The organism is Streptomyces sp. NPDC002104 (assembly GCF_053593795.1).
Genome location: NZ_JBSFDF010000013.1, coordinates 116,425 through 129,787, shown reverse-complemented (window position 1 = coordinate 129,787; position 13,363 = coordinate 116,425). Strand labels below are relative to the sequence as shown.

The following is a 13,363-nucleotide window of genomic DNA, read 5'->3' as shown; positions in this document are numbered from 1 at the left end:
CGGATTTCCCGCGGCCGGGCTCACATGCTCAGTGCGCGCGCCTGGTTGAGCTGGCTCATGACCCACATGTAAGTGCCCGGGTCCACCGCGGGGATCATCGTGGAGTGGTGGCGGCCGGCGCTGTTGACGGTGATCTGGATGTAGCCCGTCGTACGGCGCTCCTTCATCAGGAGGAAGAACAGGCCGAGCAGGCAGAACAGGAAGAAGATGACCGCCAGCACGATCGCGTGCGCCGGGATCTTCTCCTCCGTCCGGGAGAAGTCCGTGGCGTTCCAGATCGCGCCCCTGAGCGGCATGGTGCCCGACGGGGTGATGATCTGGTCGCCGGCGATCGTGATGTCGCCCAGGGAGAGTCCGGCGGCCGGGTAGCCCATGGGCTGTATCGGCGGCATCTGGGCCGGGATGCCCGCCCCGCCGATGGTCGGCTGGTAGGCCGGGGGGTGCGGATACCCGTACCCGGGCTGGGCCGGGCCGGCCGGCGGGTAGCCGTAACTCGGGGTGCCGGGGCCCCACTTGTACTGGTCACCCTGGCCCGGGTCGCTCGCGTAGGGGTTCGGCTGCTGCTCACTCATGTGCCGATGATTCCACAGGCTCCGGCAGCCCAGTAGGGCCATCAAGGGTGCGCGAAGGGCCCCGCGCCCGGTGCGAACACCGGGCGCGGGGCCCTCGTACGTCGAAGATCAGAAGCGGCGCGTGATGAGGGCGCGCTTGACTTCCTGGATCGCCTTCGTGACCTCGATGCCGCGGGGGCACGCGTCGGTGCAGTTGAAGGTCGTGCGGCAACGCCACACGCCGTCCTTGTCGTTCAGGATCTCCAGCCGCTGCTCGCCGGCCTCGTCGCGCGAGTCGAAGATGAAGCGGTGCGCGTTGACGATCGCCGCCGGGCCGAAGTACTGGCCGTCGTTCCAGAACACCGGGCACGAGGACGTGCACGCGGCGCACAGGATGCACTTGGTGGTGTCGTCGAAGCGCTCGCGGTCCTCGGCGGACTGCAGGCGCTCGCGCGTCGGCTCGTTGCCCTTGGTGACCAGGAACGGCATGACGTCCCGGTACGCCTGGAAGAAGGGCTCCATGTCGACGACGAGGTCCTTCATCACCGTCAGGCCCTTGATGGCCTCGACCGTGATCGGCTTCTCCGGGTTGATGTCCTTGATCAGCGTCTTGCAGGCGAGCCTGTTCTTGCCGTTGATCCGCATCGCGTCGGAGCCGCAGATGCCGTGCGCGCACGAGCGCCGGAAGGTGAGCGTGCCGTCGAGGTCCCACTTGATCTTGTGGAGACCGTCGAGCACGCGCTCCTTCGGGTCGATCTCGATCTGGAAGTCCTGCCAGGTCGACTCGTCCGAGATCTCCGGGTTGAACCGGCGGATCCGGAACGTGACCGTGATGAAGGGCGACGCCGCGGCCGCGGCCTCCATCGCGTCCGTCTTGCTCAGGGTGGGGGTGGCCATCAGTACTTACGCTCCATCGGCTGGTAGCGGGTGACGACGACCGGCTTGTAGTCCAGGCGGACGGAATCCTTGCCGTCGTCGCCGACCTCGCGGTACGCCATGGTGTGGCGCATGAAGTTGACGTCGTCGCGGTTCGGGTAGTCCTCGCGGTAGTGGCCGCCGCGGGACTCCTTGCGCGCCAGCGCGGACACGGCCATGACCTCGGCCAGGTCGAGCAGGTTGCCCAGCTCGATGGCTTCCAGCAGGTCCGTGTTGAAGCGCTTGCCCTTGTCCTGGACGGACACGTTCAGGTAGCGCTCGCGCAGCTCCGCGATCTTCTCGACCGCGGTCTTGATCGTCTGCTCGGTGCGGAACACCATCACGCAGGCGTCCATCGTCTCCTGGAGCTCCAGACGCAGGTCCGCGACCCGCTCGTTGCCCGTGGAGTTGCGCAGCCGCTCGACCTGGTCGATGACCTGCTGCGCCGGGTTCTCGGGCAGCTCGACGTAGTCGTGGGCGTGGGCGTACGCGGCGGCCGCGATGCCCGAGCGCTTGCCGAAGACGTTGATGTCCAGCAGCGAGTTGGTGCCCAGGCGGTTCGCGCCGTGCACCGACACGCACGCGACCTCGCCGGCCGCGTACAGGCCCGGGACGACGGTGGTGTTGTCCATGAGGACCTCACCCTCGACGTTCGTCGGGATGCCGCCCATGGCGTAGTGCGCGGTGGGCTGGATCGGGATCGGGTCCGTGTACGGCTCGATGCCCAGGTAGGTGCGCGCGAACTCGGTGATGTCCGGGAGCTTCGCGTCGAGCTGCTCCGGCGGCAGGTGCGTCAGGTCCAGGTACACGTGGTCACCGGCGGGACCGCAGCCGCGGCCCTCACGGATCTCGGTGTAGATGGAGCGCGAGACGACGTCACGGGACGCGAGGTCCTTCATGACCGGCGCGTACTTCTCCATGAAGCGCTCGCCGTCCTTGTTGCGGAGGATGCCGCCCTCACCGCGGGCGCCCTCCGTCAGCAGGATGCCCATGCGCCAGATGCCCGTCGGGTGGAACTGGAAGAACTCCATGTCCTCCAGCGGCAGGCCGCGGCGGTAGCAGGCCGCCTGGCCGTCACCCGTGAGGGTGTGCGCGTTGGAGGTCACCTTGAAGAACTTGCCGGTGCCGCCGGAGGCGTAGATGACGGACTTCGCCTGGAACACGTGGATCTCGCCGGTGGCGAGCTCGTACGCGACCACGCCGGCCGACTTCTTGACGCCGTCCTCCTCGACCAGGAGCTGGTCCAGGACGTAGAACTCGTTGAAGAACTCCACGCCCTCCTTGACGCAGTTCTGGTAGAGCGTCTGGAGGATCATGTGGCCGGTGCGGTCCGCGGCGTAGCAGGACCGGCGGACCGGGGCCTCGCCGTGGTTGCGGGAGTGGCCGCCGAAGCGGCGCTGGTCGATGGTGCCGTCCGGGGTGCGGTTGAACGGCAGACCCATCTTCTCGAGGTCGAGGACCGCGTCGATGGCTTCCTTCGCCAGGATCTCGGCGGCGTCCTGGTCGACCAGGTAGTCACCGCCCTTGACCGTGTCGAAGGTGTGCCACTCCCAGTTGTCGTCCTCCACGTTGGCGAGCGCGGCGGCCATGCCGCCCTGCGCGGCGCCCGTGTGGGAGCGGGTGGGGTAGAGCTTGGTCAGCACGGCGGTGCGGCTGCGCTTCGTCGACTCGATGGCGGCGCGCATGCCTGCGCCGCCCGCCCCGACGATGACGGTGTCGTACTTGTGGATCTTCATTGGTTTCGCCTCAGCCCCGTTGCCTAGCGGATGTTCGGGTCGAAGGTGAAGATCACCAGCGTGCCCAGAAGAATGGTGAACACCGTGGCGGTGTAGAGCAGGCCCTTGAGCCACAGACGCGTGTTGGCGCGCTCCGCGTAGTCGTTGATGACGGTACGCAGACCGTTCGCGCCGTGCAGCATCGCGAGCCACAGCATCAGCAGGTCCCAGCCCTGCCAGAACGGGGAGGCCCAGCGGCCGGCCACGAAGGCGAAGCCGATCTTGGAGACTCCGCCGTCGAGGACGAGCTGGATCACCAGGTGCCCGATGACCAGGACGACGAGCACGATGCCCGAGAGGCGCATGAAGAGCCACGCGACCATCTCGAAGTTGCCGCGGGTCGAGCGCGGGGTCTTGGACGTGCGCTTGCGCGGGGCCTCGATGTACGGCGCCGGGTTGTCGACGTCGTAGAGGGCCACGCCCTCCACGTCACCGATGCCCTTTTCGAAAGAAGTGTCAGAAGACATGCGTGTCACTTCCCGAAGAGTTCGAGGTAGGCGTGGTGCAGGACGGGGTACACGGCCCCGGCCATCAGCACGACCCAGATGCCCACCACGGTCCAGAGCATCTGCTTCTGGTAGCGGGGACCCTTGGACCAGAAGTCCACGGCGATGACACGGAGACCGTTGAGCGCGTGGAACAGGATTGCGGCGACGAGGCCGTACTCCAGCAGCGCGACGATCGGAGTCTTGTAGGTAGCCACGACATCGTCGTACGCCTCGGGGGAGACGCGGACGAGAGCGGTGTCGAGGACGTGTACGAACAGGAAGAAGAAAATGAGGACGCCGGTGACTCGATGAGCCACCCAGGACCACATTCCTTCCCGGCCGCGGTACAACGTTCCAGCCGGCACGGAAAACCCTCCGGAAGCGGGGCGGGGGCCAGCCGGCTTCTTTGTCGGTCGGGCCCGGCCGGGTACGGTCCTCCGGCCCCGGACATCGTAGCGACGCTTTGTCGGTTCCCTCGCGCGGGGGCCATCGGTGTGATCAAACAGGCACGGACGGACTATCCCACAGGGGCGAATAGCCCGAATTCGGCAGCAGATACCCCATCCGCCGAGGTCAGCCAGTGTGTCAGGTCGGCGAGCCGGACCTGCGCGACGCGACGGAGCTCGTCCGCGGAGATCGCGCGCTCCTCGTCCACGTCCAGCTCCATCCGCCGGCGGATCGCGGCCAGCAGCTGGTCCGCCTGCTCCTCCGGGGTGGTCCCGTCGAGGCAGATCACGAAGGCGTGGCCGAAGGTCCGCTCGTACTCCCCGTGCGCCGCGTCGAGCGCGAGGAAGGCGGCGTACGCGGCCCCGTGCTCCAGTTCCGGCGGGAACTCGCAGGCCAGCGCCTCGGAGAGGTCGGTTTGAGAGAGGTCGTACGAGGCTTCGTCCGCGGCGGCGAGTAGCGCGCCGACGTCCGGGTACGGGCGGTGGGCGGCCACCCGGTGGGCCCAGCGCCCGCTGCCGCAGCACTGCAGCAGGGCGGAATGGGCGGCCTCGGGGGACAGCGCGTTGAACCGTGCGAGACCGGTGTCGCCGAAGGGAGCGGCGTCGCGCAGGTCGTCACGGAGGGGAAGGGAGCCGTGGGAAGGGTCGGAGCCTCCGCGGGCCTGTGCCGGAAGGTGGCTGGACAGCGGGGGGCTCCTCGTGGCGTGGCGCGGGTGTCCCGCCACGCTATCGACGCGGACCCGGGTGTGTCGTACCCATTCCGGGATTTCACCCGGAAGTGAGCCGAAAGGATGACGGGATCGCGTGTCGGGCCAGGTGCGGGGCCGCTCGGGGCCCCTGCGGAGGGCCGGGGCATGATGGCCGTGAGGAAGGCCGGGAAGGGGAGGGCGACCGAGGCCGCCACCCCCCACAGGAGAGGCCCCGGCCGCCATCCGTCGCGGACTCGTGCGACAAGCCCGCACCCCTCTCAGCGTCTTCGGTGCGTTTTGTGTCACACCTCGCTCCGCGCAGGGATGGTTGCGCGTTGTACAACTCGTGGACGAAGGTGCGGGAAAGCCGTAACGTGCTGATTTGCGCCACACATACGGGACTGTGAACGGGTTGGGGATTTTGCTGGGGGACGACGCGGAGCTGACCACCGCGGTGCTCGCGGCACAAGACGGCGACGAGCTCGCGTTCCGTTCTGTGTACCGCGCCGTGCACCCGCGCCTGCTCGGATACGTCCGCACGCTCGTCGGGGACGGCGACGCCGAGGACGTCACCTCCGAAGCCTGGCTGCAGATCGCCCGCGACCTCGATTCCTTCACCGGCGACGCCGACCGCTTCCGCGGCTGGGCCGCCCGGATCGCCCGCAACCGCGCCCTCGACCACATCCGCATGCGCGGACGCCGGCCCGCGGTCGGCGGCGACGAGACCGAGCTGACGGGCCACGCCGCGGAGTCCGACACCGCCGGCGAGGCCATGGAGTCCCTTTCCACCTGCCGCACGATGGAACTCATAGCCCAGCTCCCGCAGGACCAGGCCGAGGCCGTCGTCCTGCGGGTGGTCGTCGGCCTCGACGCCAAGAGCGCGGCCGAGACCCTGGGCAAGCGCCCCGGCGCGGTGCGCACCGCCGCGCACCGGGGCCTGAAGAAACTCGCCGAGCTGCTCGGCGCCGACGAGGACTTCGACCCAGGTTCCGACCCCGATTCAGGCATCGGCTCCGGCACCGGATCCGGGAGGGGCCCCGGGAGCGGCTCCGCCGCCGGAAGCGGGCTCGCCGTCGGCTCCGGACGGGTGCGCGGCCTCGGCGATAATGACGGGAGTCGCGCACGGGGCGCAGGGGGCGGACGGGACCTCGACGCCGTACCGGCGCAGCGGGCCCGCGCCGCGGGTCTCGTAGAACAAACCGGTGTGACGGATTCACGTTGGCGGACGCAGAAGGACATGTGATGGCCGACGAGCGCGACAGGTGGCTGGACAGAGCCGCGGCGGACGGGCTGCTGCGCGGAGAACCGGCCGCACCTGGCGCCGAGCACCACGCCCGGGTCCGGGCCGAGCGGCTGCGCGCCGCCCTCGACGACCTCGGCGCACTCGCCGATCCGCCCCCGGCGGCCCCGGGCGGGCTCCCGGGGGAACTGCGCGGAGAGGCCGCCGCGGTGGCCGCCTTCCGTGCGCGCGGCTCGGTACTCCAGGCACAGGAGCAGGCACAGGATCCCGGTACCGCGCTGTTCGGCTCCGCCGACACGGTCGTCGAGCTCGGCGCGCCCGCCGGTCCGGACGCACGGGTTTCCCGGCGAGGCCGTCCGGTCCGCTTCGCGCTGGCCGCCGCCGTGGCGAGCGTCGCCGTGGGCGGCCTCGCCGCCGCCGCGGGCACCGGACTGCTGGACCGGCCGGCCCGGCACGCGGCCGGCGGGCTGCCCGCCGTCTCCGTGACGGCCGGATCCTCCCCGGCGGCCCTGTCGGACGGCCGCTACGCGACACCCCTCGCGCCCTCCCGCACCACCGCGCCGCGCGGCGAACCCCGCGGCGGCATCCCGAGCCCGGGCACCACCCCGGACGGGGACGGGCGTACGACGACGGAACCCGGCGGCGACGCCGGAGTGAACGGCGACACCGGCACGCAGCCGCCCCCGGACGGCTCGGCCGGGGACAAGGGCGGCCGGGGGGACCGGTCCCGCCAGGGCGCCGACGAGGCGTCGAGCGGCTCCGGGGGCGGTTCGGGCCGGGACCGGGAGGGCCGCACCGGAGCGGTGGAGCTCTGCCGGGACTTTCGGGCGGGGCGGCTCGACGACGCCCGCCGCGAGAAGCTCGTGCGCCTGGCCAAGGGGCTGTTGCGGGTCCCGCGCTACTGCCAGGCCGTGCTCGGCCTGACCACCGGCGGGACATCGGGCGCGGCCACACCGGGTTCGCCTCCGGGATCCGCGCCGGGCTCCGGGCCCGGCCGGGGATCCGACTCGGACCCGGACTCCCCGTCGCGCTCGCTGGGTCTGGTCCCGGCCGGGACGGCTCCGCCGGGGCGCTCGGACGCGGGTCCGCGCCGCTGAGGACCGGGTATCGGACACTGGCCGGAAACGGTTCTCGTCCCGCCTGTAACACTTTTCGAACCGGCGACGCAGTACATAACGAGCCGACTGGTCATCGGCCGCGCATGAGCCGGGGTTCCCCCCGTACCCCTGGGCTCTGCGCAACCGGCGCGGGCGGGATTCGTTCCCCCGATCCCGCCCGCGCCCTCAACTTCCGACCGGCGAAGCCCGGACCGGACACCGGCCGGATCGCATGCCGCCCGGATCGCACGCCGCCCCGCCGGCCGCCCGCGGGTCACCAGTAGACGACGACCTTGTCGCCGACCTTCACCGCGTCGAACAGCGTCGCCAGCTTGGCCTTGTCCCGGACGTTCACGCAGCCGTGCGAGGCGCCGGCGTAACCGCGGGCCGCGAAGTCCGCCGAATAGTGCACGGCCTGGCCCCGGCTGAAGAACATCGCGTACGGCATGGGCGTGTGGTAGAGCGTCGAAACCCAGTCCTTGGCCTTCCACTCCACCTTGAACTCGCCCTCGCGGGTCGGGGTGTTCTCCGAGCCGAAGCGCACGTCCAGCGTGGTGACGATCTTCCCGTCGATCATCCAGGCGAGGGTGCGGCTCTCCTTGCTGATGCACATCACCCGGCCCGTCATGCAGCGCGGGTCGGGCGCGTCGGGCTCGTTGACGGTCGGCGGGCGCAGCTCGGCCTCGGTCGGCTTCCTGGTGGCGCTCTGGATCTTCTTCCAGGTGGCCTCGTCCACGCCGCCGGTGGCGGTGAGGCCGTTCCTCGACTGGAAGGACTTGACGGCGGCGGTGGTCTTCGAACCGTAGAAGCCGGTCGGGGCGACCGACATCAGCTTGAGCTGGCGCAGCCGGGCCTGCAGTTCGCGGACCAGCTCGCTGTCGTCGCCGTTCGCCATGATCTGCTTCACGGTCGGCGTGGGCGAGGCGGAGGGCGAGGGCGACGAGGACGGCGACGAGGACGGGGAGGCGGACGCCGACGGCGAGGCGTCGCCCGGCTTTCCGTCCGTCGACGGCGAGGTGTCGGGAGAGGCGACCGCCGTGGGCGATGCGGGAGCGGAAGAGCCGGAGCCCGTGGCATCCGTCTTCTGCGGTCCGCAGGCGGTCGCGGCAAGTGCGACGGCGGTGGCCAGGCCGAGTGCTCGGATTATTACCTTCTGGCGGTGCATTGCAGTCCCCCGATTTCTACGTGTGTATCTAGGTGATGCGACGTGGGCGTGGTCAGTTGCAGGGACGGCCGTGATGTTGCGCCATTGTGACCAGCGGTCGCGGAACGGTCGCAGAGCGGTGGCCGCGGGGACGTTTTATCAGCCCCGGGCCCCTCGGATCCACGCAAGGAGCGCAGCGCATGGAGCGGCACGAGCGGCACGAGCGGCACACCGAGAGCGGGATCCCGATCGCGCCCGTCTACCGCCCGGGCGACCTCGCCGGCTGGGATCCCGGGACCGAGCTGGGGGAGCCGGGGGAGTACCCGTACACCCGGGGCGTCCACCCGACCATGTACACGGGGCGGCCCTGGACCATGCGCCAGTACGCCGGTTTCGGGACCGCCGCCGAGTCCAACGCCCGCTACCGGCAGCTCATCGCGGGCGGCGCCGCCGGGCTGTCCGTGGCCTTCGACCTGCCCACTCAGATGGGTCACGACTCCGATGCCCCGCTCGCGCACGGCGAGGTCGGGAAGGTGGGGGTCGCGATCGATTCGGTCGAGGACATGCGGGTGCTGTTCGACGGGATCCCGCTCGACCGGGTCTCCACCTCGATGACGATCAACGCACCGGCCGCGCCGCTGCTCCTGCTCTACCAACTGGTCGCCGAGGAGCAGGGGATCGAGCCCGGCCTGCTGACCGGAACGGTCCAGAACGACGTGCTGAAGGAGTACGTCGCACGGGGGACCTACATCTTCCCGCCCGGCCCCTCCCTGAGGTTGACGGCCGACGTGTTCCGCTACTGCCGGGACGAGCTCCCGAAGTGGAACACCATCTCCGTCTCCGGCTACCACATGGCCGAGGCCGGGGCCTCGCCCGCGCAGGAGATCGCCTTCACGCTGGCCGACGCGATCGCCTACGTACGGACCGCGCTGGCCGCCGGGATGGAGGTCGACGCGTTCGCGCCCCGGCTGTCCTTCTTCTTCGTGGCCCGCACCACGCTGCTGGAGGAGGTCGCGAAGTTCCGCGCGGCCCGGCGGATCTGGGCCCGCGTCATGCGCGAGGAGTTCGGGGCCCGGGACCCCAAGTCCCTGATGCTGCGCTTCCACACCCAGACCGCCGGGGTGCAGCTGACGGCGCAGCAGCCCGAGCTCAATCTCGTACGGGTCGCCGTGCAGGGCCTGGCCGCCGTGCTGGGCGGCACCCAGTCGCTGCACACCAACTCCTTCGACGAGGCGATCGCGCTGCCCACCGAGAAGTCGGCCCGCCTCGCGCTGCGGACCCAGCAGGTGCTGGCGTACGAGACGGACGTGCCGCACACCGTCGACCCCTTCGCGGGGTCCTACGCGGTGGAGCGGATGACGGACGAGGTGGAGGCGGCGGCGCTGGACCTGATGGCGCGGGTCGAGGCGATGGGCGGGGCGGTGGCCGCGATCGAGGCGGGCTTCCAGAAGGAGGAGATCGAGCGGAACGCGTACCGGATCGCCCGGGAGACCGAGAGCGGCGAGCGCGTGGTGGTCGGGGTCAACCGCTTCGCGCTGGACGAGGAGGAGCCGTACGAGCCGCTGCGGGTGGATCCGGCGATCGAGGACCGGCAGCGGGCCTCCCTGGCCGCGCTGCGGGCGACCCGCGACGGGGCGGCCGTGGACGAGGCGCTCGCGGCGCTGCGGGAGGCGGCGGCGGGCACGGAGAACGTGCTCTACCCGATGCGGGAGGCGCTGCGGGCCCGGGCCACGGTGGGGGAGGTGTGCGGGGCGCTCAGGGAGGTGTGGGGGACCCATGTGCCGGCTGATTCCGGCTGGTGAGCGTGGCTGATTCCGGTTTGGTCCCGATCCGTGAAATGCGGTGGCGCGACAGGTGTGTCCCCATGGGACACTCCTGCACATGCTGGGTGTCACAGATCTTCCGACCTACGTCGCCGGCCTGGTGCTGATCATTCTGCTGCCGGGGCCGAACTCGCTCTACGTGCTCTCCGTCGCCGCGCGCGGCGACGTCCGCCAGGGATACCGGGCCGCCGCCGGCGTGTTCACCGGGGACGCCCTGCTCATGACCCTGGCCGCGGTCGGCGCCGGAGCGCTGCTGCAGACCAGCCCCATCGTGTTCGGCGTCGTCAAACTGCTCGGCGCCGGATACCTGACCTGGCTCGCCGTCGGCATGCTGCGCGGCGCGTGGACCATGTGGCGCACCCGCCGCGAGCGCGCCGGAGCGGACGCGGCCGGCGAGAGCGCCCCCGAGGCTGCCGCCGCGGCCGCCGGGGTGAAGGCCGGCGAGACGGAGCGGCCCTACCGGCGGGCGCTGCTGATCAGCGTGTTCAACCCGAAGGCCATCCTCTTCCTGATGTCCTTCTTCGTGCAGTTCGTGGACTCGTCCTACGCCTACCCGGCGCTGTCGTTCCTGCTGCTGGGCACCCTGATGCAGATCGGCAGCTTCCTCTACCTGACCACGCTGATCTTCGGCGGCAACCGCCTGGCGGCCGCCTTCCGGCGCCGCAAGCGGCTCGCCGCCGGGGCCAGCTCGGCGGCGGGCGTGCTGTTCCTCGGCTTCGCCGCCAAGCTCGCCGTCAGCTGACCCGGCGGACCCGGCCGGTCAGCGGACCGCCCTGCGCAGCAACCGGGCGACCCGGCGCGCGGCGCGGCTGCGGGGCAGGAAGGACAGCTGCGCCGGGATGCCGCCCGGCAGGCCCAGGGTGGTCAGCCGGCGGCGGGTGACGTAGCGCCAGGTGTCCGGGGTCAGGTGCGCGGCCAGCCAGCTCTCGGCCTCCGCACGGCGCTCCGCGAGGATCTTGGGCTGCATGGTGAAGCCCACCGCCGTGATCAGACCGGCCAGCCCGGCCGCCCGTTCGGGCCCCGGCGGGGTCCAGGAGCGTACGGCCGCGGGATCCGCGAGGTCGGGCAGCAGGGCGTCGGCCAGCACGAGCGGGATCCGGTTGCTGTTCGGGTACGGGGACAGCCGCGCGAGGACGGCCCCCGTGCCGGTCCGGGCCACCGGGAGCCCGTACAGGGTGGCGGCGGTCAGCAGTCCCGTGGAGAAGCAGCCGACGACCAGCGCCGGGCGCAGCCGCTCGTAGAGGGTCTCGGCGAGCACCGGGGTGTCCAGCACGGTGAGCCGGACGCCGAGCCGCCCGGCCTCCTCCTGCGCCCGGCGCGCGTAGGCGGCGGGGGCGCTGGGGTGCGGTTTGAAGACCAGCTCGCGGTGGCCCAGCGCGTGCGCGCCCCGGACCATCTCCGCGTGCAGCTCCTCCTCCTCGGCGGCCGGCACCAGGTCGAGGGCGGAGAGGTACTGGCCCAGCAGCAGCGCGGGGGCTTCGGAACCCGCTCCGGCGCTCTGCGCCGGCGCCTCCACCGCTCCTTCGAGCTCGCCGATGACCTTGAGGAAGGCGGCGGCCGGGATCGCCTCGGCGCGTACGCCGAACTCGGTCAGCAGCAGCGGCTCCAGACCCGGTACGAGGTCCAGGTGCAGCACCCGCCGTACGCGCATCCCGAGCCCGGGGTCGAGGCGGTGACGGGTGGGACCGTAGCTCATCAGCCCGTCGGCGTAGACCTCCATGGCGGCCCCGGGGAAGAGCCGGCACAGGCTCTGGGCCGGCGGGACCTGGAGCGATTCCACGATCAGCTCGACGCGGTCGGTGCCCAGACCCCAGGAGGAGCGCAACTGGCGCTCCCACAGCGGGACGTCCTCGGGGCGCGGGCTCCAGGTGCTGGGGTGCAGCGGGGCGATGACGGCGTTCCAGTCGAGGACCTCGTCGAAGCGGGTGCTCAGCGTGGCGAAGCCGGGCGCGGCGGCCAGGGCGGGGCTGATCTCGGCGGTGACGGAGTGGTTGCTGGTCAGCAGGATCCGGCGGCCGGCGGGCGGGAAGAGGTCCGCGTCGAGGGCGGCGGCGAGGGTGGCCGTTCCGTAGAGGGTGGAGGCCATGAAGATCTGGGTGACGTTCACGCCGTCACCCCGGCGGGCGCGGCGGGCGCGGCGGGAGCGGATCCGGCCGTGGAGCGCTTGCGGAGCCGGCGCAGCAGGGCCGCCCGGTCGGGGTCCATCGAGTCCAGGGTCTGGTCCAGGACCTGCCGGGGCATTCTGCCGAGTGCGGCCGTGCTCATCGAGCGGAGTTTTCTGGCCACGGCTGGTTCGAACCTTTCGATGGACCCGACATGGTGCGCGATAATTGCGCAGTATGTTCGGACGGCCTTCGGGAGGAGAAGATCGGAATCCCGGTCGGCGGCCGTTTCCGTCAGCACCTGATCGAATGCCCGAATGAAATCGAGCTGACGCTCGTCGCCGATTTGTGTCAGCGAGGTGGAAACCCCGCGGCGGTAGAAGATTCCGGGCAGGCCCACCGGGGCGAAGGACTCCGCCTCCCGGTGCAGCCGCCAGATCCACGGCCGGTCCTCCGCGGTCCGCAGGCCGTCCGTGAAGTGCAGTAGGCCGCGGTCCAGCAGCCGCCGGTGGTACATCCCCGCCCAGGCGTACGGATAGTCCACCGAGGTCGCGCGGGAGACGGGCAGGATCCCGCTGCGCGGATCGGCCACCACCGCCTCCGGCCCGTAGGGGACGCGCTGGACCACGCGGGTCCTGTCCGTGCACTGCACGTGATCGGTGCGGACGAAGTCGCAGCCCAGGGCCTCGATGGCGGCCAGGGTCCGGGCCAGGTGGCCCGGCGCCAGCCAGTCGTCCCCGTCCATGAAGGCGATGTACTCCCCGCGGGCCGCGTCCAGACCGGTGTTCCGGGCCGTGGCCAGACCGCCGTTGTGCTCGTGTCTGAGGTGCACGGCCCCGGGCAGCTCGCGGGCCGCCCGCTCCAGGAGCGCCGGGGTCCCGTCCGTCGAACGGTCGTCGACGAGCAGGAACTCGAAATCTTCCCGGGCATTGAGTTCGAGGCTTTTCAGGGCATCCGGCGCATACGTCTGCACGTTGAAGAACGGCACGACAACAGAGAGCTTGAGCACGTTCGAGACATTAGGGCGCCGCTCGTCATTCACCGTGGCCCGCACGCGGATTCCACGTGAACGACGCACGGCGGGGAAGTTAAC

At 71.1% G+C, this 13,363-nt stretch carries 13 protein-coding genes; 4 read left to right on the top strand and 9 right to left on the bottom strand.

Features of this window, described 5'->3' with window-relative positions:
• Positions 1-20: 20 nt before the first annotated feature.
• The 6 genes from ACWCP2_RS14615 to ACWCP2_RS14590 all read right to left on the bottom strand — a co-directional run bounded on the left by ACWCP2_RS14615 (position 21) and on the right by ACWCP2_RS14590 (position 4,900).
• Positions 21-572 carry a hypothetical protein gene (locus tag ACWCP2_RS14615; protein ID WP_450908922.1) on the bottom strand — a complete coding sequence of 184 codons (552 nt, stop codon included), beginning with the start codon at positions 570-572 and terminating at the stop codon, positions 21-23.
• 108 nt (positions 573-680) lie between these two features.
• Positions 681-1,448 (bottom strand): succinate dehydrogenase iron-sulfur subunit, encoded by a 768-nt coding sequence (locus ACWCP2_RS14610; protein ID WP_266880718.1) that lies wholly within the window; start codon positions 1,446-1,448, stop codon positions 681-683.
• Positions 1,448-3,202, bottom strand: a complete 1,755-nt coding sequence (sdhA, locus tag ACWCP2_RS14605; protein WP_266880719.1) for a succinate dehydrogenase flavoprotein subunit — start codon at positions 3,200-3,202, stop codon at positions 1,448-1,450. The genes ACWCP2_RS14610 and sdhA overlap by 1 nt, the downstream gene beginning before the upstream one ends.
• Before the next feature lie 23 nt (positions 3,203-3,225).
• Complete coding sequence (locus tag ACWCP2_RS14600) at positions 3,226-3,708, bottom strand: succinate dehydrogenase hydrophobic membrane anchor subunit (protein WP_450908921.1); 483 nt, start codon at positions 3,706-3,708, stop codon at positions 3,226-3,228.
• 5 nt (positions 3,709-3,713) lie between these two features.
• Entirely contained in the window at positions 3,714-4,094 is a 381-nt protein-coding gene (gene sdhC / locus ACWCP2_RS14595) for a succinate dehydrogenase, cytochrome b556 subunit (protein WP_399376455.1), read from the bottom strand.
• Positions 4,095-4,246: 152 nt separating this feature from the next.
• Complete coding sequence (locus ACWCP2_RS14590; RefSeq protein ID WP_450908920.1) at positions 4,247-4,900, bottom strand: 2-oxo-4-hydroxy-4-carboxy-5-ureidoimidazoline decarboxylase; 654 nt, start codon at positions 4,898-4,900, stop codon at positions 4,247-4,249.
• A gap of 385 nt (positions 4,901-5,285) precedes the next feature.
• Between ACWCP2_RS14590 and ACWCP2_RS14585 the strand changes: the two genes are divergently transcribed.
• Complete coding sequence (locus ACWCP2_RS14585) at positions 5,286-6,107, top strand: RNA polymerase sigma factor (RefSeq protein WP_450908965.1); 822 nt, start codon at positions 5,286-5,288, stop codon at positions 6,105-6,107.
• A complete protein-coding gene (locus ACWCP2_RS14580) occupies positions 6,107-7,201 on the top strand; it encodes a hypothetical protein (RefSeq protein WP_450908919.1) in 1,095 nt (364 codons plus the stop codon). The genes ACWCP2_RS14585 and ACWCP2_RS14580 overlap by 1 nt, the downstream gene beginning before the upstream one ends.
• Positions 7,202-7,475: 274 nt before the next feature.
• On the opposite strand, the gene ACWCP2_RS14575 is transcribed toward ACWCP2_RS14580, so the two are convergent.
• Entirely contained in the window at positions 7,476-8,366 is an 891-nt protein-coding gene (locus ACWCP2_RS14575) for a L,D-transpeptidase family protein (protein WP_450908918.1), read from the bottom strand.
• Positions 8,367-8,545: 179 nt separating this feature from the next.
• On the opposite strand from ACWCP2_RS14575, the gene ACWCP2_RS14570 reads away from it, so the two are divergent.
• Positions 8,546-10,147, top strand: coding sequence for an acyl-CoA mutase large subunit family protein (locus tag ACWCP2_RS14570; RefSeq protein WP_450908917.1), 1,602 nt, complete (start codon positions 8,546-8,548; stop codon positions 10,145-10,147).
• Positions 10,148-10,226: 79 nt separating this feature from the next.
• Positions 10,227-10,910, top strand: a complete 684-nt coding sequence (gene leuE, locus ACWCP2_RS14565; RefSeq protein WP_450908916.1) for a leucine efflux protein LeuE — start codon at positions 10,227-10,229, stop codon at positions 10,908-10,910.
• Between the two features lie 18 nt (positions 10,911-10,928).
• On the opposite strand, the gene ACWCP2_RS14560 is transcribed toward leuE, so the two are convergent.
• Together ACWCP2_RS14560 and ACWCP2_RS14555 are read right to left on the bottom strand one after the other, a co-directional pair.
• Positions 10,929-12,254: a polysialyltransferase family glycosyltransferase gene (locus tag ACWCP2_RS14560; RefSeq protein WP_450908964.1), complete on the bottom strand. Its 1,326-nt coding sequence runs from the start codon at positions 12,252-12,254 to the stop codon at positions 10,929-10,931.
• A gap of 17 nt (positions 12,255-12,271) precedes the next feature.
• Entirely contained in the window at positions 12,272-13,279 is a 1,008-nt protein-coding gene (locus ACWCP2_RS14555) for a glycosyltransferase family 2 protein (protein WP_450908915.1), read from the bottom strand.
• Between the last annotated feature and the right edge of the window lie 84 nt (positions 13,280-13,363).